Source organism: Candidatus Nitrospira nitrificans, assembly GCF_001458775.1.
Classification (GTDB): Bacteria; Nitrospirota; Nitrospiria; order Nitrospirales; family Nitrospiraceae; genus Nitrospira_D; species Nitrospira_D nitrificans.
In genome coordinates this window covers 36,709-58,481 of record NZ_CZPZ01000016.1, presented here as the reverse complement: position 1 = coordinate 58,481, position 21,773 = coordinate 36,709, and the positions used below count along the sequence as shown (strand labels likewise).

Sequence of the window (21,773 nt, the reverse complement as noted above, 5' to 3'; positions counted from 1 at the left end):
TTGGTGTTATGGCAAGACCCCGATGCACACGTTCCTGGACAGTGTGCCCTTGGCGAAGGAAAAAATCCTAGCGGCGTAAACCCGGTGAGGACTCGCTGTCTGTCCGATGAAGTCTTGACTTATACAGCTCAGCCATCTATTCTCTATCGTATTCGGCTATCCATGCTGGAGTCATGTCAATGGAGGGCGACTCATTGGTTGTGAGTTTAGAAAACACTTCCAACATCTTTCTTGCCCCTACTCACATTCTGGGCCTTACACCGATTCGAATGCCGACAGAACCTGTTAGATTATGATCTCCCGTTTCTGTAGCAGAATGGGAAACCATTTCTAGCCCGGCAGCTTTCAGGGCATCAATGATGCGCTTTTCTTTGTTAGTAATCTGCTGATTATTTTTTACCAGAACGATTATGCCTTGTGGCAACGGTTCCCCTTCGACATAAAAAAGGATAGGCCGTGAGTTTGCCATCCTGCTTCACCAAATATAGCCTTTAACTCTCCGGCGTACGCCTGACTCTCATCACTGGTTGAGTAAGCCCAAAGTATACCGAGGCTTCTGATACGCCATTGAGATTTTCCAAGAGAGTCTTCTTTTGCCACTCTGTCAAGTGCCTGGGAGCTGCAAGAACAGAAATTCTAGAGTCAAATTTCCATAGAACTAATGTCATGATAGCTACAAATAATGTGATGCCACCGGCTAAAAGGCCTGACCAGGTCCTCAATGAGGTCAGACTTTCTTTCCAGGACTCCAGGCAACCGACAGAATTCCAACAGGAGGACCAACTCATCAAATGAACTCCTTCGTCCTAAATGATTCGTGGGAAGGCTGTGACAGTAATGCTCTGAATAAGTCGCAGGTATCACTTCTTAAAGATCAGCCTCGGCTCGGTCATGCTGCCCATCGGGACTGCCACGAGCTCCCACCCGCTTGCCCCAAATTCGTTCAACTTGGTTTGCATATTCTGGGTGTCAGGCAGCACCTCGACGATCATGTACTGAAACCGCTTCGGTTCTTGTGCTTTCGCGTTGAACTGTTGTCCCATGAGCAGCAGAAGCATCAATGCGCTAAGACTCATCCCTGCGATCACCCACGCGACTGAAAGACGTACCTTCTGCATATCGGCCTCCTTTTTCTTCCCCAATGAAGCGAGGAAGGTTCAGGTTAGGGATGCACCACGCGTCATTTTACACCGATGAGAGAAACAGTGCTTGAGGCGGAGAAAGCTCGAGGGAGAATAAGCCGGCTGATCGAATGTTTTCTTCGCTATGAGGCGCGAACTTTCACCAGGGAAACCCAACTCGCCCAGCAATGCAGCAGTTCGTCGAACGGAATGGTCGCATCTGAGAATCTTCTATTTAGGTGAAGAGGGGCGGCTAACTGGAGACCATGCTAGGGGTGTGCGACTCGCCAGTTTTTGCCGACACCGAGATCGACTTTGAGCGGCACCGATAGGCCCAACCGTTTGCCGACGCCTTCCATTTCCTGTTTCACCAGCCGTTTCGCTTCCTCGAGATCATGATCCGGGACTTCGAAAATCAACTCGTCGTGCACTTGAAGGATCATCTTCACGCGCGGCAGTTCATCGCGAAGCTTCTTGTGGACGTTGATCATGGCCACTTTGATCAAGTCCGCCGCGGAACCTTGGATGGGGCTGTTCACCGCCATGCGCTCTCCGAATCCTCGTTGGGCCGGATCGCCGCTCTGCAACTCAGGAATCGGGCGGCGGCGGCCGAGGATGGTGGTGGTGTAGCCTTTCTCGCGCCCCTCGGCGATGTTTCGGTCCATCAAGGCCCGGACAGCCGCGAAGCGCTCGAAGAAGGTGTCGATGTATCGCTTCGACTCGGTCTGAGGCACACCGAGGTTCTGAGAAAGACCGAACGGGCTGATGCCGTAGACGATGCCGAAGACAACGGTCTTGGCCGCGCGGCGCATGTCTCGGGTGATCTGACCGGAGGGTAGGCCGAAGATTTCCATGGCCGTGGCCATATGGATGTCCTCGCCTTTGGCAAAGACGGAGAGCAAGCGCGGATCTTGCGAGAGATGGGCGAGGATGCGCGGCTCGATCTGGCTGTAGTCGGCGCAGAGCAGTTCATGGCCTTTGGGGACGATGAAGGCCTCCCGGATACGCAAACCGTAGTCGCCTTTCACGGGAATGTTTTGGAGATTCGGATCGGTGGAGGAGAGCCGTCCGGTTGCGGCGACGGTCTGGTTCAAGGAGGTGTGAAGACGTTTCGTTTCCCGATGGACTAGTTCCGGCAGCGCATCCACGTAGGTCGACTTGAGCTTGCTCAGACTTCGATAACCGAGAATTTGGTTTGGTAATTCGTGCTGCATGGCGAGTTGAGTGAGGGTGTCTTCATCGGTCGAATAGCCGGTCTTCGTTTTCCGCAGGGGTTTCAGACCAAGCTTCTCAAAGAGGACCGTCGCGAGTTGTTTCGGCGAATTGATGTTGAATTCCCCTCCGGCCGCTCCGGCAATAGTCTCCATCATGCGAGCGAGCTCCCGATCGAGCTCCTGACTCAACCCGCGGAGGCCGTCGACATCCAGCAAGAACCCGTTCCGCTCAATGTCGGCCAAGACCGGGACGAGCGGCATTTCGACTTCGGTGAAGAGTTTCACGCTTCCCTGATCCGTCAACTGTTCAATGAGGAGTGGTTCGAGCTTCGCCAGGGCCGCAGCGGCTTCCGCGGTCTCCTCGCGAGATCCGGTATCGACGTCGAACAGCGACTGTGGTTGGGCCTTCTCCTGCTTGCGTGATCCAAGTCGTTCACCGAGCCGTTCCAACATGATCGTGTCGAGGCTATGGTCGCGGCGGTTCGGGTTGAGCAAATAGTCCGCGATCATCGTGTCCACGTATGGGGGCGCCAAGGTGATACCGATGCGATGGAACGCCAGCAACGTCGATTTCAGATCGTGCACGGTCTTGGTGTGAGTGGGATCATGCAGCAGTTCGATGATCGTTCGCATGTAGGCATGGACGTCAATCGGTATGAACGCCGTCTGGTTGAGGGTCGAGAGGGCCAGGCCAAGGACGTCGGTATGGACGCCTGGTTGGCCGGCCAGCAAGCAGTGCAAGCCCAGGGGCCCGCCTTTCGATAACCCCTCGACAAATCGCTTGGCGGCCGGTTCATCTTCGATGACGACGGTGGCATGGGTCGCCGCCTCCGAAGGCTTCGGCGATGGCTGGAGACTTTTGAGGAGAGAGGTGAATTCCAGCTCCCGCAGCAGCTCGGCGAGTTGCTCCTCATGCGGCGGCCTGATTCGGTAGGATTCGGGGTGAAACTCCACCGGGCTTCTGATGTCGATGGTCGCCAGCTTCCGGCTGAGCCGCGCATTCTCCGCCTGTTCAGAAAGAAGGGTTTTGATGCGGGCAGGCGTGACCTCGTCGAGGCGGCGTAGTAGTTCGTCGATTGTCCCGAACTGCGCGATGAGTTTCATGGCGGTCTTTTCGCCGATACCCTTCACGCCGGGAATGTTGTCGCTCGCGTCGCCCATCAGACCCATCACTTCGATGACACGACCGGGCTCGACACCGAACTTGGCGACGCATTCCGCGTTGCCGGACCACTTGTCCTTGACCGGGTCGTAGATGCGGACATGTGAAGTCACGAGCTGAAGCATGTCTTTATCGCCGGTGACGATCACGACGTCGTAGCCGGCCTGCTCCGCCTGTCGGGCCAGCGTGCCGATCAAGTCATCGGCTTCGTAGCCGGCCTGTCTGGCCGCCGGAATGTTCAGCGCCTCCACCACACGATGAATATAGGGAATCTGAGCCTTCATCCCGTCCGGCATCGGCGGGCGCTGCGCCTTGTATTCCTTGAACTCCTCGTGGCGGAGCGTCGGGCCTTTTTCGTCGAAGGCTACCGCAAGCCCGTCCGGTTTGTGTTCGCGGATGATCTTGAGCAATGTGGTCGTGAATCCATAGACCGCGTTGGTCTGGAGCCCCTTGGAATTGTTCAGCGCCGGCAAGGCAAAGAACGCCCGATAGATGTAGGCACTGCCGTCAATCAGATAGAGGATCGGGCGTCTGTCGGTTTGCAGCGATATCATAGGGGGTGCCGGTTATTGAATCGTCTCGTAGAGGGCTGAGAGGCTAAGGCCTAATGGCCGAGCAGGAGCGTCAGTCCATGAAAGGTTGTAGTGCTAGTCCGTTCATCTGAGTTCCAGCTAAGGATCCGGCGCGATCGTGAGCGGCGGCTTCCCGAACTTCTGACGCATGGCATTGATGGTGCTCAGGACGGCCGGCTGCCCGATCATTTTCGCTTCCAACTTGCGCTTGCCGGGGAAGTCCAGCATCGTCACCCCGATCAACATCGTGAGGATGCCCTGGCCCGGCAGGAACAGCATCAAGAAGCCTGCAAACAGAAAGATGGCGCCCACCACGTTCTTGGCCAGGTGGCCGAGTAACCGTAGCACCGGGTGATGATTCTCCATCCAAGGGCGCGGCACACGGATGTCGAAAAAATCCGTCGGGATCCGGACAAGGATGAAGGGGATGGCGATCAACGATCCCACAAAAAAGACAATCGACAGAGCCGTCAGGGTCACGAGGGTTTCCGTCGAGATGTATTGCTGAACCGTTGAAAGAAGCCCGTCCATCGGTCGGCATCCTAGCATGGGCCTCGGCGCCCCTCAAGGCGAAGCGGGTCCTAGCCCGCATTATTCATGACTGTCATGAATAATGCGGGCTAGTCTCATGTTTACGCGGTCGAACCTGATCGTTATAATCACCGGGCATGAAGTCTCGGTCTGAGTCGGTGCCGGCCGCAGTGGAAGTCCGTAAAGCTCTCTTGTATGTCGCCCTGTCGGCGGCCTGGTACTTTGCTCCTGTCTCCATGGTCCAAGGCTCTACCGATACGGCCCAGGAGCTCCGAATTGAGGTTGCCGGAAAGGGCGCAGGCAAGCAGGTCGTGATTTCACAGGAGGCGAAAGAATGGTTCATGCTGGTCGATGTCACTCCTGAAAACACCGTCATTCTCAAGCAAGAAAAGGATCAGGACCGGTATGTGGTCGACGAAAGCGAAACACATGATCGCCCCATGACGGCGGATGAAGTCGACGCCGCGATTACGGACTACGTGAACAGCGTGAAGACCAGAGCCCGGAAGAAATAGTGATGTCGACCACGTCCAAATTCGTTATCTTCGCCCACAACGCCACGTACGATAAGCTGCATCAGGTCGCGACGCTCGGCATGACGGCCGCCGCGATGGGGAAAGATGTGATCATCGTCTTGTTGTTTTGGACGATCAAAAAACTCGCCGAAGGGAAGATCGATCAGATCGACTTCCCACCGGAATATGCGGAATCAGCCGAGGAGGTTACCCGGTTGCTCAAAGAGAAGAAGGTGCCGAAGATTTCCGAGATGTTCCAGGATGCCAAGCATGTCGGAAAGCTGCGGCTGATCGCTTGCAGCGCCGGCTTGGAATATATGGGTGTGGATGCCGGCGCAGTCGAAAGGAGCGTGGATGAAGTGCTGGGGTTACCTGCCATTCTTTCCCTGACCACCGACGCGGAGACGAAACTCTTTATCTGAACGTCGTACGTGAAGCGTCGCTCGTCTCTTGTTAAGAGATGAGCTTCGGATGGCGCTTCACGAGATACGCTTCACGCTTAACGACTTTTCGTCACTCCCACTCGATCGCACATGCCCGCTAATTTGCAGATGCTGCACAACGGCGAGACCGGAAGGCACAGGTTCTGCCCGTAGGGGACGAGTAGATCGTTGTAGATGATCCAGTATTGTTTCGGCAGTGTTTCCCGGAGCACTGTTTCGGACTCTTCCGGGGTCTTCGTTTTGATATACCCCCACCGGTTGCTGATTCGGTGGACGTGAATATCGACACAGATTCCAGGCTTGCCGAAGCCGATCGTGACGACAAGATTCGCCGTCTTTCTCCCGACTCCAGGTAAGGTCAGTAGCTCATCGATGGAGTCCGGAACTTTCCCACCATAGTCGTCGATCAGGCGGCTGCAGATTTCGAGAATCGATTTGGCTTTCGTTCGGTAAAACCCAACCGGATAAATGGCCTGCTCGATCTTCTTCCGCTGCAGCTCTAACATGGTTGCCGGTGTGCGAGCCAGGGCGAAGAGTCGGTCTCCCGCTTCCCTCGTCGTTTTATCTTTGGTTCGCAAACTGAGGAGAGTGGAAACGAGGATGAGAAAGGGGTTGCGGCCTGACTCTTTGGCTACGACCCCAACGACCGGTCCTTGCCAACGGGGAATATCCCGCTTGACAATACGGATCGCGGCATGGATTTGCTCCTGACGCATGGAGAATGGTCATGAACGGGGAGGAGGCTGGTGAGACGAGCGGAAAACCGTGTCTACTCAGGCTTCCGTTTTGACAGCCATTTCTGGCGGCGCCGTTGAGCTTCGCGTTGCTTCGCCTTCTTCCGCACGCTGGGCTTTTCGTAAAACCGACGGCGCTTCAGCTCACGGAACAGACCTTCTCCCGCGAGCTTTTTCTTGGCAACCTTCAGCGCTTTCTCAACGTTGTTGTTGAAGACCTTGATTTCCATCCCAGTGATTTTCGACTTTCTCAGGCCAAGTGGGCCTGCTGCTTACGGTTTTCAATAATCCGGCGCCGGAGTCTAGCACAACGTCCTGAGTTCCTCAAGACTTTCTGTGGCCTGCACGATTCTATGTCGTATGGAATCTGCAAGTTGATGATTTTGTTGTGCATTTGTATTTGTATTGGCGGTCACAAGACCGGCTTGGGCCGCTGCGATGGCGAGGGCCAGTCCTACCGTGAGATCTGATCGGACGGCCGGCTTCGCCCCCTCGCGTAACGGATGGAGCAACCGCGCAACCTCGCAGGACAGCTCAGTGATTTCTAACGGCACTTCGGTAGCCCGTTGGAGCGCCATCACAATCGCATGGGGGCGGTCGGGCTGGTGTTTAGATATCTTGTACGCATCCATCAGTCCATTGTAGACCTCTGTATCTGTTTGAACGAGCTGATGGAGCTGTCGGCTCAATTCAAGCAAGCGCTGCTCTCTGTCCGACTGTCCGGCGAGGCGCGCCCCCATCACCCCTAAGGAAGCCGCCAGGGCGCCTACGAATGCCGCGACGCTACCACCGGCCGGCGTCGGCTTGGCGTCGGCCACGGCGGCAAGGAAATGTGAGAGGGGGTGCGCCGGTCCATGCGTACTGCGCATCGCCTCGGCGATCCTTGTTTCGAGAATCTGGCTGGAATCGAATCGATCGAGCTGCAACGAGGCAGCGGCTGCCTGGTCCAATGCCGCTTGAGGAGCAAGGCCGATCAATTCACTCCCCGCCACTTCGATGTCGCGTTTCGCGGCTTCGGCCTTGACGCTCTGAAACACGGTCAGAATAGGCGTCACGAGATAATCGGTCACATTCATGGCGACCTGCACCATGCCGCGACTGGATAGTTCTACGCCGATCGCTTTAACAGCCGGCAACCCGCCGCTTGAGTGACGGACGGCTCTGGCGATGGACCGGGCTTGCTCGACGTTTGTCGAGCGAAGGTTCACGTTGTAGGCGATCAGCGGAGGTCGGGCACCGATTGCGATCGCTCCCGCGCGTCCATGCAGTCGTGGGGGGCCGTAGTCGGGAATCCAATCAGGGTCTGACTCCATCCGGAACGTGAGTCCTTCGAGCCCTCCACGTCTGACTGACTCCAATGGGGCGTGGTCGGCACGACCCGCGGCACGTTCATACAAGAAAACGGGGATTCCCAGCTCACGCCCGACTCGTTCTCCAAGTCGCTTCGCAAGCAGGACGCAATCTTGCATCGTCATACCCTTGATCGGGATAAACGGCACTACATCCGTCGCTCCTATGCGGGGATGCACCCCGACATGTGTCCGTAGGTCGATGAGTTCAGTCGCGAGCCGAACGGCCCGAAATGCAGCTTCGACCATTGCGTCCGGGGGACCACAGAATGTCAGTACCGACCGGTGGTGGTCCGCATCCAGCGAGTGGTCGAGCAGAGTCACGTCGGCTGTCGCCGTCACGGCATCGATCAAGGCGTGAACCGTTCCTTGATCCCGACCTTCACTGAAATTGGGAACACACTCGACGAGTCGATCCATAGAGGGTCCAGCACATGTCAACGAAAAAGCCGGAGGATCGATGACCGATCATCCGGCTTCCGGCTTAACCATCGTTTTCTGACAGGAGCTGGCTACTTCGTCTTCTTCACGAACGCCTTATAGATGCGGCCGGACTTGGCTTGCTCCTCTTCCAAGCCGACCATTTGATGCCCGGTGTTTTCACACCAAGCCGGCATGTCTTTTTTGATGCCCTCATCATCGGAGACCACTTCCAGCACCTGCCCCAAGACCATCTCTTTGATTTTCTTGGAGGTGAGAATGATCGGCATGGGACAAAAGTACCCCAAGGTGTCGAGTTTGACATCGGCCTGCATCATGAAAACACCCTCGCTTCGGTGGACGATTCAAATGAACAGATTGACACTGCCCTGTTTGGCTTCCGCCAGATACGTGGTCACGCCGGCGAACTGATCGATGCCGTCGATCAAGGTGTCCTTGGTGATACCCATGAGGCCCATCGTTGTCGTGCAGGCGATGAACCGCACGTCCAGATCGAGAGCCGTTTGCATCAGCTCGGGCACGCCTGGCATCCGGTTTTGCTTCATCACCGTCTGCATCATCTTCGTTCCCAACCCACCGAAGTGGAATCGGGATAACGGAAGCGCATCGGCCCCGCCTTTGTTGAGCAGGCCGAACATCCGCCGAAGCCAATCTTTGGCTGAACTCGTGGCGCCCCTTCGTCGAATCGCATTCAGTCCCCAAAACGTAAAAAACATGGTCACACGCATGCCCATCGCGGCGGCGCCCGTGGCGATAATAAAAGCCGCCATGGCCTTATCGAGATCCCCGCTCAGCAACACGATCGTTACTCGATCAGGCTTGGATTCCTGTAGTTGCGCCAAGGCCGTCGCCGGTTCTATCTGTGTGGCAATCATGATCTCACCTCGTGATCTTTCCAAATTCCGCGCATGAACAGAATAGAGAATAGTATGTGATCCTTCGGGGTGTCAAGGAAGCGGTCATCGCGCGTATGGCGCGCGCATTGCTTGACCTATCTCTATCCCCTCGTTATAGTCGGAACCCATTACGCTTACGCTAAACCCGTCCGGCGAGTGTCCTCCCGATATCGAATGACCCTCATGATCGAACAACCATCACTCGAGATCGTATCTTCCAGAAGCGCTCCGCTCTTTGGATTCTGGTACCCGGCCGTTCCCAGCCATACCCTGCGTCCGGGCGCGATGACGGGGCTGCAGAGGTTGGGGCTGCCGATCGTTCTCTGTCGAGATCGAGCCGGTGGCCTCGCGGCGATGCGCGATATCTGTCCGCACCGGGGCATGCCTCTGTCATTCGGCCGGTTCGACGGGGAACGAGTGGAATGTTCGTACCACGGATGGCAGTTCGACATGAAGGGGCGCTGCCGGTGCATTCCCGCCCTGCCCGAACAGGGGAATTTACAAACCGACAAGATCGGCGTCACGATCTATCCGGCTGAAGAAACGGACGGCATGATTTGGCTCTATCTCCCGGACGAACGAGGCGCTATCGATCCGTTGCCGCCTGTTCCACGCATGCCGCTCCCGTCGGAGCCTCGGCAATCGTTCCATATCTCATTGACCTACACCTGTACTCCCGACGATGGCATCATCGGTCTCATCGATCCGGTGCATGGCCCCTACGTGCATTCATGGTGGCGAAGCGATGCGCGCATGCATGAGAAAACGAAGATCTTCGAGCCGATCCCGAACGGCTTCCGGATGATTCCGCATCGTCCCGCCAAGAACAGCGGTCCGTTTCATTGGATGGAACGCGTCTACGGAGGGCCGTTGACGACGACGATCGACTTCTTGTTACCGAATCAACGAGTGGAGCTCATGCAATGTGGACGGGCGTGGCTTGCCAATCGATTGATGGCCACGCCGGTGTCCGATATGGAATGTCGCATTGATTTTTCGGCCTACTGGCGCGGGCTGCATTGGTTGCCGTTCGGCAATTTGATTTTTCGTACATTGACAAAGATGTTTCTCGGCCAGGATGAGCGGGCGATGAAGCATCTGGCGGTGGGGCTTCGGCACAAACCTTCGTCGATGTTTCTCGGCGATGCCGATATGCCGGCGAAATGGTACTACAAATTGAAGGCTGCTCATCAGGTGTCAGTCCAAACAGGCCGACCGTTTGATCATCCTCTCAAAGAGCGAGTGACGCTTCGGTGGCGAAGCTGACCGTGTCGTTTCGGCTGGCGTGTCTGCTGATGCTGGCGACCATGCCAGCGATGCCCGCGTATGCCGGGAGCTCCAACATCGTCTCCGTCCCGACTCTGGGCATACAGGGCGAGGGACTTCCCGGTGTCGTGAACTACATCGTAGTCCAGCTCGATCACGTTGCCTCGACAGATGGCCCGACCATTCAATTCAATGAAGTCAACCTGGGGGGAGGGTCCCTCGTCGGTGAAGAATGGAAGGAAGGAGCCCGCCGGGCCGTGCGCGCCGTGCTCCATGCCGTGGGTGACAGCGGGCATGGCTGGATGATTACGATCAAAAATCGCTCCGCGACGTCCTTGACCGACGGGATGAGCGCCAGCGCCGCCGTTGCCGTGGCGATTATGGCAGCCCATCGCGGGGGCGTGCTCAGATCGGATGTGGCGTTATCCGGCCAGATCACTCCGGATGGTCGCTTGGACGTGGTCGGAGGGTTGCCCGTGAAAATCGAGGCCGCCGCGAACGCGCATTATCGAGCCATCATCGTCCCGCTGGATCAGGTACTCACGTCGGACTGGACCAGTTCGACGGATGTCGCCTCTCGCAGGAGAGTCCAACTCATTCAAGTGGGCACACTCGATGAGGCCTACCAAGCCATGACGGTCCGCTAGCCCGCGCGCTCATTGGCGGCAATAAATCCCATCGCTCGTCTGATCTCTTCGCGCGCTCCGAGCAGGACGACGATGTCACCGGCAAGGAGCGTGGTTTTCTCCGGTGGATTGGATTCCGTCACGCCGCTTCTGGTCAAGGCAATGATGGACGCGCCGGTCCGTGGCCGCAGCGCCAATTGGACGATCGTCTTTCCCGCAGCCGGTGAGTTCTCCTCGATTCGACAGGTCTCCACTTCGACGTCAGTGAGGGTTCCGCCGCGAAGATGGTGAGCCAGTTCGGGAAGCTCGCTCCGGCGGAGGAGCGCGTATCCCTCACGACGCACTTGTTCCGCTTTCCGCATGACGAAATCTTGCGGCATGTTGTAGGTGCGGAGGACGAGCGCAAAGATTTCAATCGACGTTTCAAATTCTTCCGGGACGACATCGTCGGCGCCCAGCTGATGGAGCTCCTCTAATTCCCGCAAATAGCGAGTTCTCACGACGATATGAATCTTCGGATTCAAGGCTCGGGCCACCTGTACGGTCCGGCGGGCTATGAACGGATCGGAGATGGCGACGACCAGGACTCGCGCATCGTCGATTTTCACATGCCGCAACACATTCGGATTCGTCGCGTCGCCATAATAGAGGGGCAAGCCATGGGCTGCCTCGCGGCGCACCGTGTCACCATCCAGATCCAAGGCGATATGCGGCACTTCCGTCTCGCTCAAGACGCGAGCGAGATTGCGCCCGTTCAATCCATACCCCACGATAATCACATGGTCCTTGATGCGGAGATGCCGTCCCTCGGCCTCCAGCACATGAGCGGTGGTCTGTCCGGGAAACCAGCGGCGAAGGCGTTGGACGGCCTCGACGCGTCGCGCGAGATGGGGAGACCATTGCATCAGGAGCGGTGTGATGATCATGGAGCAAATCGAGACCGCCAAAAAGATTTGGTAGGGCGGTCCGGACAAGAGCTTATTCTCCAGGCCGACTTGCGCCAGGATAAAACTGAATTCACCCACCTGCGCGAGGGCGATGCCGGTCATGACGGCGGAGCGGGGAGGCACGGAGACGGCTAAGACGGCTCCCGTTCCGGCGACAAGCTTGACGAGTAGCACGACAAGCAACACCCCGGGCACGACGAGCGGATACTCCAGCAGGATCCGCCAATCCATCAGGATGCCGATCGAGACAAAGAACAGACTGTTGAAACTGTCACGAAAGGGCAGCACTTCTGCGATCGCTTGGTGGCTGTACTCCGATTCGGAAATCACGAGTCCCGCGATGAAAGCTCCCAGAGCAAGCGAAAGCCCGCCGAGAGAGGTCAACCAAGCAATGCCGAGGCACATGACAATGATGGTCAACAAGAAGAGTTCCCGGCTTCGGCTGCGAACGATATGTTCGAGCAGTCTGGGGACCGCATACCACGCGGCCGCGACGATACAGGCGACCACCAACAGAGACTTGCCCAACGAGAGCAGCACGGGCGTCAGCGAGCCGCCGTCGGGACTGGCGAGAATGGGCGTCAGCAAGATCATGGGGACGACGGCCAGGTCTTGGAAGACCAGGATGCCGATGGTGGCTCGTCCGTGAGGCGAATCGCTGTCCCCGTTGGCAGCCAACCCCTTCAACACGATGGCCGTGCTGCTCAGCGAGAGCAGAAAGCCCCAGAAGATCGCCTGCGATGCCGGCAACCCGGCCAGCGTTCCGCCGAGCCACGCGCACACGATGACTCCCCCGACTTGGATCGGAGCGGCGATCAAGAGCAGTCGCCGCAGCGAGGTCAGTTGCCTCAGCGAGAATTCGATACCGATGGTAAACAGAAGCAACACAATCCCGATTTCCGCCAGCACTTGTACCGTCGCGATATCAGAAATCAGATTGAGCCCGTGAGGGCCGATCAAGGCTCCGGCGACGAGAAACCCGGCGATGGACGGCAGCCGGAATTGATGAAACAGAAACACCACGGCGATGGAGACGGTGTAGATCAGCAGCAAATTTCCGAGTACGCTGTAGTCCGTCATCGTGAGTCGTATCTTGTCGTTCGTCTTGCCTGATGCCGCTTCGGAATCAAACGATCCGACGATCTGTTGGAGCTGGGGGTGGTCATCGTGCCAGCACGTTCTTTCAGTCGATCGGTAGATGCGCAGGATACCTGAGGTTTGTGCGTTGGACAAGGCGTTGGCCATGATCGATCGAGCAATCGTGGCGCGCCGCTCCAGTCCTGGAGTTCTCCCTCTAAAGGGGCATAGACCAAAGAAGAAAGTATTGAGTAGGGTGTGGAGGCGGGTTTCACAGAACTGACGACGGGGGACGAGGTCCTGGCGCCTTCGTCACATGATTTGGAGGTGTCCCATGAGGCCGACGCGGATATGTTCTTTCCTCGCTGCGATGCTGGCGGTCTTTTCCGCTTCTCCGGCATTCTCGGATGCCGAGTCCGGATCGGGGATAACCTGGGACTGTCCTCAAGCCGATGGCAGTTCAATCTACACCAACAAGGAGCGGATCAGTTGCCGTGCCATGGCGCTCAAGCCGCTTTCCGTCGTGCCTGATTTGGAGAATATGCCGACACTTCCCCGAACCACGATTGCCGGCGAACCACAGTATCAGATCCCTTCCTACCAAGACCGCGCCATTGGAACAGAAGGGCGCCAAGTGCCGGATTGGGCGCGTGACTGGCATGCGAGCAACACGGCTTCCGGCTCAATACAGGCCGAAGTGTGCGCGTTATACATGGAATGGATACAACTTGTGCAGAGGACCCGTGGAGGGATGTTTTTCGGATCCGACCCTTCCTATGGGGGAGATGTCACCGGGCGTACTCAGCGAATGCCAAGCCATTCTTTTTACGATAATGCGCGCTATATCGCGCTGTCGAGACTCTTTGGCACGGGATTCGTACCTATTGGATGTTTCTAGATTTTAGACCGCGACCTTTAGACCCTATAGAACTCACGATACCACTTCACAAAACGGGGTATTCCCACTTCGACCGGTGTCGTCGGCTTGAATCCGACGTCGTTGGAAAGATCGTCGATATCGGCATATGTCGCAGGGACGTCTCCAGGCTGTAACGGCATCAGTCTCTTCTCCGCCTTCTTCCCCAGCGAGCGCTCTAATACGTCGATGAAGTGCAGCAGCTCGACCGGCTGATGGTTGCCGATATTATAGATTCGAGCCGGAGCCGAGCTGGTTCCTGGATCCGGCTTCTCTCCCGACCATGCTGAATCGGCCGTCGCAGGATGATCAAGCGTCCGAATGACTCCCTCGACGATGTCGTCCACATAGGTGAAATCGCGTTTCATCTTGCCGTGATTGAAGACTTCAATCGGTTGGCCCTCCAGGATGGCCTTCGTAAAGATGAAGAGGGCCATATCGGGGCGTCCCCAAGGTCCATACACGGTGAAGAAACGAAGGCCTGTGCAAGGCAGGTGATACAGATGCGCATAACAGTGAGCCATCAGCTCATTGGCCTTCTTGCTGGCGGCATACAGCGAGACCGGATGGTCCACATTGTCATGCACGGAAAACGGCATATGTGTATTGCCGCCGTAAACGGAACTCGATGACGCATAGACGAGGTGTTCGACCTGAGTGTGCCTGCAGCCTTCCAGAATATTCAAGAATCCTTCGATGTTGCTTTCGGTATAGGCGTGAGGGTTGACGAGTGAATAGCGCACGCCCGCTTGGGCCGCGAGATGAACGACCCGCTGTATGACTGTGTCGGCAAAGAGGTCCCGCATCCCTTGCCGGTTGGCGAGGTCGAGTTTGACGAAACGGAATCGTTCGTGCGGCGTCAATTGGGCCAGGCGGGCCTGTTTCAAGCGCACATCGTAGTAGTCGTTGATATTGTCGAGGCCGATCACGTGATCGCCACGGTCCAAGAGGCGCTTGACCACGTGAAACCCGATGAACCCCGCGGCACCTGTGACAAGAATCGGCGGCTGCGTTCCGGTCATATGGACTCCTTACAGAAAGAAAAGATGCTACCGTTTCTTGCCGGACTTCATAAACGGTGGATCGCCATGATCCAACCGATACAGAGTCAGCGGAGCAAGGGCATCCCCCGCGGCAATCACTTCTACCTCACGGGTGCCCGCTGCTCGGTACAGATCCAGTGCTTGAGCATAATGATATCGACACTCCAGCGAAGCAAGAAGGTCCTTCAATTTTTCAGGCGGCTCCCAGTGCGCCGTCAATAACGCAGTTCTAGCGGGATTGCGGCGGCTGAACATGAAGGACAAGTGATCGGGGTACCAATCGGCTCCCCCGGTGGCATAGGACACAAACAACCGTGCGTGGGCGGCCGCGCAGACCTCTGCCAGATAGGCATTCGTGAGATAGCCGTTTTCGCCGACATCCAACCATTTGCCTGGGTGGGAGAGGGGGGCGTGGGCCGCGTGACTTCGAATTTCACGTAACTGCTGTTGTGAGGCGAGCACCAGCGAAATCGGTCCGTATTGCCCGACCAACCGTTGGATGACATTGTCCTTGAGCGCAGACCGGCCGTCGTTCGTCGGGCCGCTGTCCGCATGAACGAGCACGTTGTATCCCCGATCCGAGATCAGATAGCAATTTCTCGGCATTCTCAGATCGCACGGATCTTCCCCGTAGAAGGGGACAGAGACGACCGCGCCGCCTTCAAAGGCCCAGCTTTCGCCATGCGCGAGCTCGATGACCTGTTCAAACCCTAATTCCGCGAGCAGTCCGTGATAATCGAAGAACAACTGTGTCCGATTGCGCCGACTGGGGACGATGATCGGGATGTCTTTCGGCAAATGGAGCAGGGTGCGGGGATCGACGTGGTCGTCGTGATCGTGCGTCAGGAACACTGCGGCGGGTCTTGGCAGGAGCCCTCCCCAGAGCGATGGTGTCGGTGACTCGGCAAACCACGGCAAAAGCCATGGATCGAAGAGGAGCAGGGTATGACGTTGTCGGTAGAGGAGGGCCGCATGTCCCAGGTGTACCATGTCCTGATCTTGAACGACATCGAACCAGTGTCGGCTCGTCGAAGCGGTGGTTGACGTGATCAAGCATCCCCGCAGCTGCAGGAGCTCTAACAGTCTCGTCAGCAGGCCCTGGGAGTCACGCGGTAGTGCCGACACCACGGAGCGAATCTCGTCGGCCGTATGGGTCCCATCGAGTCGGCCGAGTAATCTTCCGACAGTCGGACCCAGGGGAAGTTGATTGAAACCGAACGGAAGGGCTTGGTGATTGATCGCATGAAAGACGCGGAGGCCACCGTTGGTGACGGCGGCGGATTTGCTCGGATCGGTCGGAAATTCCCACTGAAAGGTTCCATCCGGTCGACGGCCGCAGCGAATGTGTTGCTTCAGGTAAGGCCGCGCGTTGACCAACTCGGCATACGCATTTTCCAGACGGCGCCGGCGATCAGGATCGTCGAGCGGCGCCCGCTTGGAGAAGACATCGCTGATGGCCGTATCGATCGCGCTGGAGAGGAGGCTATGGGCCTCTTGAAGACCGGCGACGACTTCAGGGGCCACCCCTCCCATGAACGGGAACGGCCCGGGCGCTTCCGCGCTTTCCAATTGCACCCAACACCAGGGGGCGAGGCTCACGTAGTGATTGTTGGGGACGCTGCCAAAGATCTGGCTCATGCTAGTCAGGACTGGGGACCGAGGACAGAGGTTCAAAGGATTTCGCCCTGGCCGTAGAAGCGCGAGCCGGTATTCGTCGCGTAGACACGACCTTTGGCAGACCGCCTATAATTCGCGCGACTTCAGCCATCAGTCCTCGTCACCCAGTCCTATCCTGATCTTGCTGATCGTCGGTTCATAGAGAGCCTGGATCAGGTTGCCGTCAGGATCGGCAAAATAGAATGAATAACTATCGTCCCGGTGCTGCTTGGGCTCTTTGGCGATCCGCCCGCCCAGAGATGCAATCTTCGGGACGATGGCTCGGTACATCTGGTCGACGGCCTGCGGACTGTCGCACATCACGCCCATGTGATCGAGGAGTTGAGTCTTCGAGGGGTCGTAGGAACTCAGTTCATCCTTTGAGATCTGATGAAGCGCCAGGTTATCGACCCCAGAGCTGAAATAGACGTTCTCCGGATCAGGCTCCCAGACGACACGCATCCCGAGTAACTCTTCATAGAATCGGCGAGAGCGAGGAAGGTCGATCACGCGCAGCGCCAAGTGACGGAGACCTCGATGGAGTGGAACGGTCATAGGGAGAACTCGTTCATCGTTGAGCCAGTGAATACGTTGTATAGTAGGGAGACCGACGGCAGGGCGTCAATGGCAAAACCGGCGTCCTCTTCAGGCTCGATGGCTATGATAAAATCAGCACATCCATGGCGTTCAACGGCATGACAGTCGCTGCCTTCGAGAGCCGGATGGCCACCGAGATTACCCGCATGATCGAGCGGTGCGGCGGACGGCCGCTGGTTGCTCCCGTTCTGCGAGAAGTCCCGCTGGAGGACAATCGGAGGGCACAGGAGTTCGGTGTTCGGCTCATGGTTGGACGGGTGGATGTGCTCATCCTACTGACGGGAGTTGGGGTCACCGCGTTGTTCGATCTGCTGAAGGCGCGCTGTTCCTGGCCATCGATTGTCGCGGCACTCGAAGGCACGGTGATCGTCGCACGAGGGCCGAAGCCGGTTGCGGCCCTCAAGCGTTTTGGTCTCCAAGCAACCCTCACGGTGCCGGAACCCAATACCTGGGTCGATCTCATTTCAGTCCTCGATCAGCATCGCCCTGTAAGGGGATTGCGGGTTGCCGTTCAAGAATACGGAGTCTCCAATCCTGATCTCGTGAAAGCGCTGGAGCAGCGGGGCGCCGAAGTGTTTCCGGTGCCCATCTACAAATGGGCCCTGCCGGAGGATCTTGGTCTGATTCGTCTTGCACTCGATCAAATCATTGCCGGACGAGTTCAGGTGATACTGATCACCAATGCCGCGCAGGTCGATCATGTCATGCGGGTGCTGGAGCAAGATGGAAAGGTGGAACAGTTTCGAACGGCGATAGAGAAGCTGGTCGTCGCTTCAATCGGTCCGACCGCAAGCGAACGATTGCGCCATTTCGACTGGCCGGTTGATGTCGAACCGTCACATCCGAAGATGGGAATCTTGGTGAAAGAAGTGGCTGAGCGGACTATGCGCATTCTCGATCGAAAACGGTAGAGATGATATGGAAAACGCGCTATCCGAGAAACTCAAAGACTTTGACATTGATGTGGAGCAACTCCTGAAAGACTGGAACGCACCAGGCGTCGGAGTGGGGATCGTGGTGGATGACAAGCTGGCATTTGCCAAAGGTTATGGCTACCGGGACTATGAAAAACACTTGCCCTTCACGCCGGCCACATTATGCCCGATTGCGTCCAACACCAAGCTCTTCACGGCGGTAGCGGCAGGACTTCTCGTAGCGGAAGGGAAATTGACATGGGATATGCCTGTCCGTGATGCGGTGCCTCGTATTCGGTTTTACAACGATGCGCTGAACAACACGGTCACCTTGCGGGATATGCTGGCTCATCGCACCGGCATCACCCGACACGATACGATCTGGTATGAGGCCGAGTTCAGCCGCAAGGAGCTCTTCGAGCGATTGAAGTATTTAGAACCACAGGCACCGTTGCGGCAGACCTTCCTGTACAACAATTTGATGTATGCAGCGGTCGGCTATCTCATTGAATTGCAGACCGGCCAAACCTGGGAAGAGTTCGTTCGTGAAAGGATCCTCAACCCGTTGGACATGAGTAGTACCGTCTACACCATCGCGGATATGCTGAAACAATCCGACTATGTCGTCCCCTTCACCGAAAAACGTGACACCAGTGAGATCTATAAGATCCCCTACTATGAGGAGATGGGTGGAGTAGCCCCAGGCGGAGCGATCATTGGCAACATTCAGGACATGTCCCGGTGGCTCATCGCCTTGATGAATGAAGGGACCTATCTCGGGCGGGAAGTCCTTCCTCGGCACGTGCTCAAGGCGACGCTGGACCAGCTATCGCACTTCCCAACGTGTTAGGCGAGACGAAGGGATTTTGGGAACTCATAGAGGGTGGGTATGGAATGGGGCGACAGCTCCACTCCTACCGAGGGCATCTGCTTACGCGCCACGGTGGAACCATACGCGGCTTCCATTCGCAAATCTCTTACCTCCCCCTCGATCGCATCGGAGTCATTGTCTTTGTCATCGGGGACCACTGCGCTGCCCTCCGCGACATCATCGGTTTTGGCATCTATGAGCGCCTCTTGGACCTGGATCTGACTCCCTGGAGCGAAAGATGGCTGGAGGTGGCGAAGCAAGGGAAAAAGGCCGGGACCGCGGCACGGTCGAAAGCGAATGTTGGGCGCGTGCCACACACACACCCGTCCCACTCCCTCGCGGACTACGCGGGCGACTATGAGCATCCGGCATATGGGAGATTGAAGATCGGGCTTACCGGAGAGCAACTCCAGTTCGCCTTTCATAAGCTCAAGTTTCCTTTGTTCCATTTTCACTATGACCGCTTCGATACGCTGGATGATGAGTGTCACGGAAAATGGTCAGTGAACTTTCTTACGAATCCCCAAGGGGAAGTGGACAAGGCGGTGATGTCCTTGGACGATGCTGATGTGCCATTTATGCGTATTGCCGAGCCTCCGGTTCCCGAGCGTCTGCAACAACTTGCCGGAACTTATAAGACCCCGGCTATGTTCAAATTCCAAGTGGTTCTCGGGCAGGGAGGCAATTTGTACATCGTATTCCCGGGGGACCCAGACGAAAAGCTGATCCATTACAAGGATCTGCAGTTCCGTGTCGAGAGATATTCCGACGTGGTCTATGAATTTGTCGAAGAGCAGGGGGAGATTACGGCTCTCAAACAAAGAGTCTCGGCGGGAGAGTATGTCTTTGTGCGTGCCTGACAAACACAGTCAGCCGCCATTCGTTTATGCGACATTCACCTGAGGCTTCCATGAAGGGCGGTGCCTTCCATGCAATTGCATGGAAGGCAATGAGACTCGCATATCATACTCCGAACAAGTTCTCGCGTTTACGGATTGTGTGAAGAAAAAGGCCATCCCGATTTAGCTCCCAATTTGTGACCCCCAATTCCATGCCGGCATGAGAGCGGGTCTTAAGCAGGATGTGGGGGATACGCTGTAAGTCACGGATGCCCAAACGATCCACGAGGACAGAGTCCACTCGGTCCGTTCTCTCTTGACGCCTGCCGCCGCTCAGCGTAGCCTCCCGCCGGGTTTCCATCACACAGGGGGAGGACATGACGGTGGAGGAATGGCCCTATCGCCTGCTCGCGTTTGTCGGATTCTTTGCGATCGCCTCGCTGGCTTGGGTAACGGGACGACGCACTCGGCTGAACTGGACGACCATCGGCGGCAGTGCGGCCTTGGCGTGGGGACTGGGTATCGTGTCCTTCTGGTTTCCGGGGGCGCGCTGGTTGTGGGGGATGATCAACGATATGGTCGTGGCCATGCTGACCGCCTCCCAAAAGGGCACGCTCTTTCTCTTGGGTCCGCTGGCGCTCGGCCCGGGCCAGGCACTGCCGGATGGGACGGTGTCGGTGGGGTTTATCTTGGCCGCGCAAGCGCTGCCGGCCGTCGTGTTCTTTGCAGCCCTGATGGCAGGCCTCTACTACACGGGCATCATGCAAGTGGTCGTGGGGCTGTTTGCCCGACTCTTCTATCGAACGATGGGCTTATCGGGCGCCGAATCCCTCTCCGGCGCCGCCAATATCTTCGTCGGCATCGAGGCCGGCTTGATCGTCCGCCCCTATCTGGCCGCTATGACCCGGTCGGAATTGTTGATGGTGCTCACCTGCATGATGGCGACGGTGGCCGGCACCGTCATGGGCATCTATGTCTCGGCGCTCCAGCATGTCGTGCCCCAGATTGCCGGACATCTGATTTCTGCCTCCGTGATTTCGATTCCCTGTGCGGTGCTCATCAGCAAACTGTCGTTTCCTGAGGACGGGCGGCCGGTGACGCTCGGGGGCGTGCCGACCGACAACAGCCCACGCGAAACATCAGGTTCATCAGAAGGAGATGCGATTCCGCCGCCTTCCAACCTTATCGTCGCCTTGATCGACGGGGCGGGGCAGGGCATGACAATGGCCGCCGGCATTGCGGCGTTGCTGATCGTGTTTCTCGGTTTGGAAGCCCTGGTGGATCTGGCGCTGGCGCAGCTCCCCATGCTCGGGGGAGCTCCGCTCTCGGTCACCCGTGTCCTGGCCTGGCTGACTTGGCCGTTCACGATCCTTCTCGGTCTCCGTCCGGAGGAATGGCAGATCGGCGCGGACTTGCTGGGTTCGCGGTTCGTCGAGACGGAAGTCGCGGCCTATTTCAAGTTGGCGGCATGGCAAGCGGCATCCCCCCCACCGCTCTCCCCACGATCCCTCACGACGATGACCTACGCGCTGTGCGGGTTCGTTCATGTCGCGAGCATGGGCATTTTTGTCGGGGGTATCACCGCACTGATGCCTCATCGGGCAAAGGATGTGTCGCTCTTGGGAATCCGTGCGCTCTGGACCGCATTCTTGACGACGTTGCTGACCGGTTGTATTGCGGGAGTCTTGTCGTCATAGGCAGGAGGAATAACGCGAACGCTTTTCATGTTTGCAGCCGATTGGAAAACGTGGCTAGAACGTCTGAAATGGGTGACAAGATCACCAGAACGCGCGGTTTCTGCAAATTAGATCCTATCCAGCTCTCGATCATCCCGGTCGCGGTGCAGAACTCTGGCCACTTTCACCACCTTAGCCTTTTCATCGGTCGCATAGATGATGCGATATTCCCCCCTGTGTCACCCAAAGGCCTGTGAAACCCCGGTAGGTGAAATGCGCGAATTGTTCAGAATCAGGACGACGAGGGGTACGACGGAGACTGAGAATTTTGAGGAAGACCTGGCGGAGATGTTCTGAAGAGCTGAAA

Annotated in this window: 22 protein-coding genes; 9 read left to right on the top strand and 13 right to left on the bottom strand. The window is 57.1% G+C overall.

Going from position 1 to position 21,773, the window contains the following annotated elements; translation table 11 throughout:
- Nucleotides 1-241: 241 nt before the first annotated feature.
- From COMA2_RS19800 to COMA2_RS11555, 4 genes are all read right to left on the bottom strand, one after another.
- Nucleotides 242-469, bottom strand: a complete 228-nt coding sequence (locus tag COMA2_RS19800) for a hypothetical protein (RefSeq protein ID WP_139077297.1) — start codon at nucleotides 467-469, stop codon at nucleotides 242-244.
- Nucleotides 470-860: 391 nt separating this feature from the next.
- Nucleotides 861-1,118 carry a hypothetical protein gene (locus tag COMA2_RS11565; protein ID WP_090898081.1) on the bottom strand — a complete coding sequence of 86 codons (258 nt, stop codon included), beginning with the start codon at nucleotides 1,116-1,118 and terminating at the stop codon, nucleotides 861-863.
- Between the two features lie 272 nt (nucleotides 1,119-1,390).
- Nucleotides 1,391-4,051: a DNA polymerase I gene (gene polA / locus COMA2_RS11560; protein WP_090898079.1), complete on the bottom strand. Its 2,661-nt coding sequence runs from the start codon at nucleotides 4,049-4,051 to the stop codon at nucleotides 1,391-1,393.
- Nucleotides 4,052-4,168: 117 nt separating this feature from the next.
- Complete coding sequence (locus tag COMA2_RS11555) at nucleotides 4,169-4,600, bottom strand: PGPGW domain-containing protein (RefSeq protein ID WP_090898077.1); 432 nt, start codon at nucleotides 4,598-4,600, stop codon at nucleotides 4,169-4,171.
- Between the two features lie 137 nt (nucleotides 4,601-4,737).
- Between COMA2_RS11555 and COMA2_RS11550 the strand changes: the two genes are divergently transcribed.
- On the top strand, nucleotides 4,738-5,115 hold the full coding sequence (locus COMA2_RS11550) for a hypothetical protein (protein ID WP_090898076.1): 378 nt from the start codon (nucleotides 4,738-4,740) through the stop codon (nucleotides 5,113-5,115).
- 2 nt (nucleotides 5,116-5,117) lie between these two features.
- Complete coding sequence (locus COMA2_RS11545) at nucleotides 5,118-5,537, top strand: DsrE/DsrF/DrsH-like family protein (protein ID WP_090898073.1); 420 nt, start codon at nucleotides 5,118-5,120, stop codon at nucleotides 5,535-5,537.
- 77 nt (nucleotides 5,538-5,614) lie between these two features.
- On the opposite strand, the gene COMA2_RS11540 is transcribed toward COMA2_RS11545, so the two are convergent.
- From COMA2_RS11540 to COMA2_RS11520, 5 genes are all read right to left on the bottom strand, one after another.
- Nucleotides 5,615-6,274, bottom strand: coding sequence for an endonuclease III domain-containing protein (locus COMA2_RS11540; protein ID WP_090898071.1), 660 nt, complete (start codon nucleotides 6,272-6,274; stop codon nucleotides 5,615-5,617).
- Nucleotides 6,275-6,327: 53 nt separating this feature from the next.
- Nucleotides 6,328-6,522 carry a 30S ribosomal protein S21 gene (gene rpsU, locus COMA2_RS11535; RefSeq protein WP_087473173.1) on the bottom strand — a complete coding sequence of 65 codons (195 nt, stop codon included), beginning with the start codon at nucleotides 6,520-6,522 and terminating at the stop codon, nucleotides 6,328-6,330.
- 72 nt (nucleotides 6,523-6,594) lie between these two features.
- Nucleotides 6,595-8,061: a glutamate formimidoyltransferase gene (gene ftcD / locus COMA2_RS11530; RefSeq protein ID WP_090898068.1), complete on the bottom strand. Its 1,467-nt coding sequence runs from the start codon at nucleotides 8,059-8,061 to the stop codon at nucleotides 6,595-6,597.
- 92 nt (nucleotides 8,062-8,153) lie between these two features.
- Nucleotides 8,154-8,399 (bottom strand): sulfurtransferase TusA family protein, encoded by a 246-nt coding sequence (locus COMA2_RS11525; RefSeq protein WP_090898066.1) that lies wholly within the window; start codon nucleotides 8,397-8,399, stop codon nucleotides 8,154-8,156.
- Nucleotides 8,400-8,426: 27 nt separating this feature from the next.
- Complete coding sequence (locus COMA2_RS11520; protein WP_090898064.1) at nucleotides 8,427-8,957, bottom strand: DsrE/DsrF/DrsH-like family protein; 531 nt, start codon at nucleotides 8,955-8,957, stop codon at nucleotides 8,427-8,429.
- A 204-nt stretch (nucleotides 8,958-9,161) separates the two neighbouring features.
- Here COMA2_RS11520 and COMA2_RS11515 point away from each other — a divergent pair, with 204 nt between their 5' ends.
- Both COMA2_RS11515 and COMA2_RS11510 read left to right on the top strand, forming a co-directional pair.
- Nucleotides 9,162-10,244 carry a Rieske 2Fe-2S domain-containing protein gene (locus COMA2_RS11515; protein ID WP_090898061.1) on the top strand — a complete coding sequence of 361 codons (1,083 nt, stop codon included), beginning with the start codon at nucleotides 9,162-9,164 and terminating at the stop codon, nucleotides 10,242-10,244.
- A complete protein-coding gene (locus COMA2_RS11510) occupies nucleotides 10,232-10,891 on the top strand; it encodes a S16 family serine protease (protein WP_090898059.1) in 660 nt (219 codons plus the stop codon). Before COMA2_RS11515 ends, COMA2_RS11510 begins: the two co-directional genes overlap by 13 nt.
- On the opposite strand, the gene COMA2_RS11505 is transcribed toward COMA2_RS11510, so the two are convergent.
- On the bottom strand, nucleotides 10,888-13,062 hold the full coding sequence (locus COMA2_RS11505; RefSeq protein WP_245630980.1) for a monovalent cation:proton antiporter family protein: 2,175 nt from the start codon (nucleotides 13,060-13,062) through the stop codon (nucleotides 10,888-10,890). The genes COMA2_RS11510 and COMA2_RS11505 overlap by 4 nt on opposite strands.
- A gap of 166 nt (nucleotides 13,063-13,228) precedes the next feature.
- Here COMA2_RS11505 and COMA2_RS11500 point away from each other — a divergent pair, with 166 nt between their 5' ends.
- Entirely contained in the window at nucleotides 13,229-13,792 is a 564-nt protein-coding gene (locus COMA2_RS11500; RefSeq protein ID WP_139077296.1) for a hypothetical protein, read from the top strand.
- Between the two features lie 17 nt (nucleotides 13,793-13,809).
- On the opposite strand, the gene COMA2_RS11495 is transcribed toward COMA2_RS11500, so the two are convergent.
- From COMA2_RS11495 to COMA2_RS11485, 3 genes are all read right to left on the bottom strand, one after another.
- Entirely contained in the window at nucleotides 13,810-14,832 is a 1,023-nt protein-coding gene (locus COMA2_RS11495) for an NAD-dependent epimerase (RefSeq protein WP_090898055.1), read from the bottom strand.
- A 27-nt stretch (nucleotides 14,833-14,859) separates the two neighbouring features.
- On the bottom strand, nucleotides 14,860-16,491 hold the full coding sequence (locus COMA2_RS11490; RefSeq protein ID WP_090898052.1) for an MBL fold metallo-hydrolase: 1,632 nt from the start codon (nucleotides 16,489-16,491) through the stop codon (nucleotides 14,860-14,862).
- Nucleotides 16,492-16,620: 129 nt separating this feature from the next.
- Nucleotides 16,621-17,064, bottom strand: a complete 444-nt coding sequence (locus COMA2_RS11485) for a VOC family protein (RefSeq protein WP_090898049.1) — start codon at nucleotides 17,062-17,064, stop codon at nucleotides 16,621-16,623.
- 140 nt (nucleotides 17,065-17,204) lie between these two features.
- Here COMA2_RS11485 and COMA2_RS11480 point away from each other — a divergent pair, with 140 nt between their 5' ends.
- The 4 genes from COMA2_RS11480 to COMA2_RS11460 all read left to right on the top strand — a co-directional run bounded on the left by COMA2_RS11480 (nucleotide 17,205) and on the right by COMA2_RS11460 (nucleotide 21,427).
- Nucleotides 17,205-18,017, top strand: coding sequence for a uroporphyrinogen-III synthase (locus tag COMA2_RS11480; RefSeq protein WP_175304551.1), 813 nt, complete (start codon nucleotides 17,205-17,207; stop codon nucleotides 18,015-18,017).
- A gap of 7 nt (nucleotides 18,018-18,024) precedes the next feature.
- Nucleotides 18,025-18,870 (top strand): serine hydrolase domain-containing protein, encoded by an 846-nt coding sequence (locus COMA2_RS11475; RefSeq protein WP_090898043.1) that lies wholly within the window; start codon nucleotides 18,025-18,027, stop codon nucleotides 18,868-18,870.
- Nucleotides 18,871-18,914: 44 nt separating this feature from the next.
- Nucleotides 18,915-19,751 (top strand): DUF3471 domain-containing protein, encoded by an 837-nt coding sequence (locus tag COMA2_RS11470; protein ID WP_090898040.1) that lies wholly within the window; start codon nucleotides 18,915-18,917, stop codon nucleotides 19,749-19,751.
- 356 nt (nucleotides 19,752-20,107) lie between these two features.
- Nucleotides 20,108-21,427: a NupC/NupG family nucleoside CNT transporter gene (locus COMA2_RS11460; RefSeq protein ID WP_217490717.1), complete on the top strand. Its 1,320-nt coding sequence runs from the start codon at nucleotides 20,108-20,110 to the stop codon at nucleotides 21,425-21,427.
- Nucleotides 21,428-21,773 lie beyond the last annotated feature (346 nt).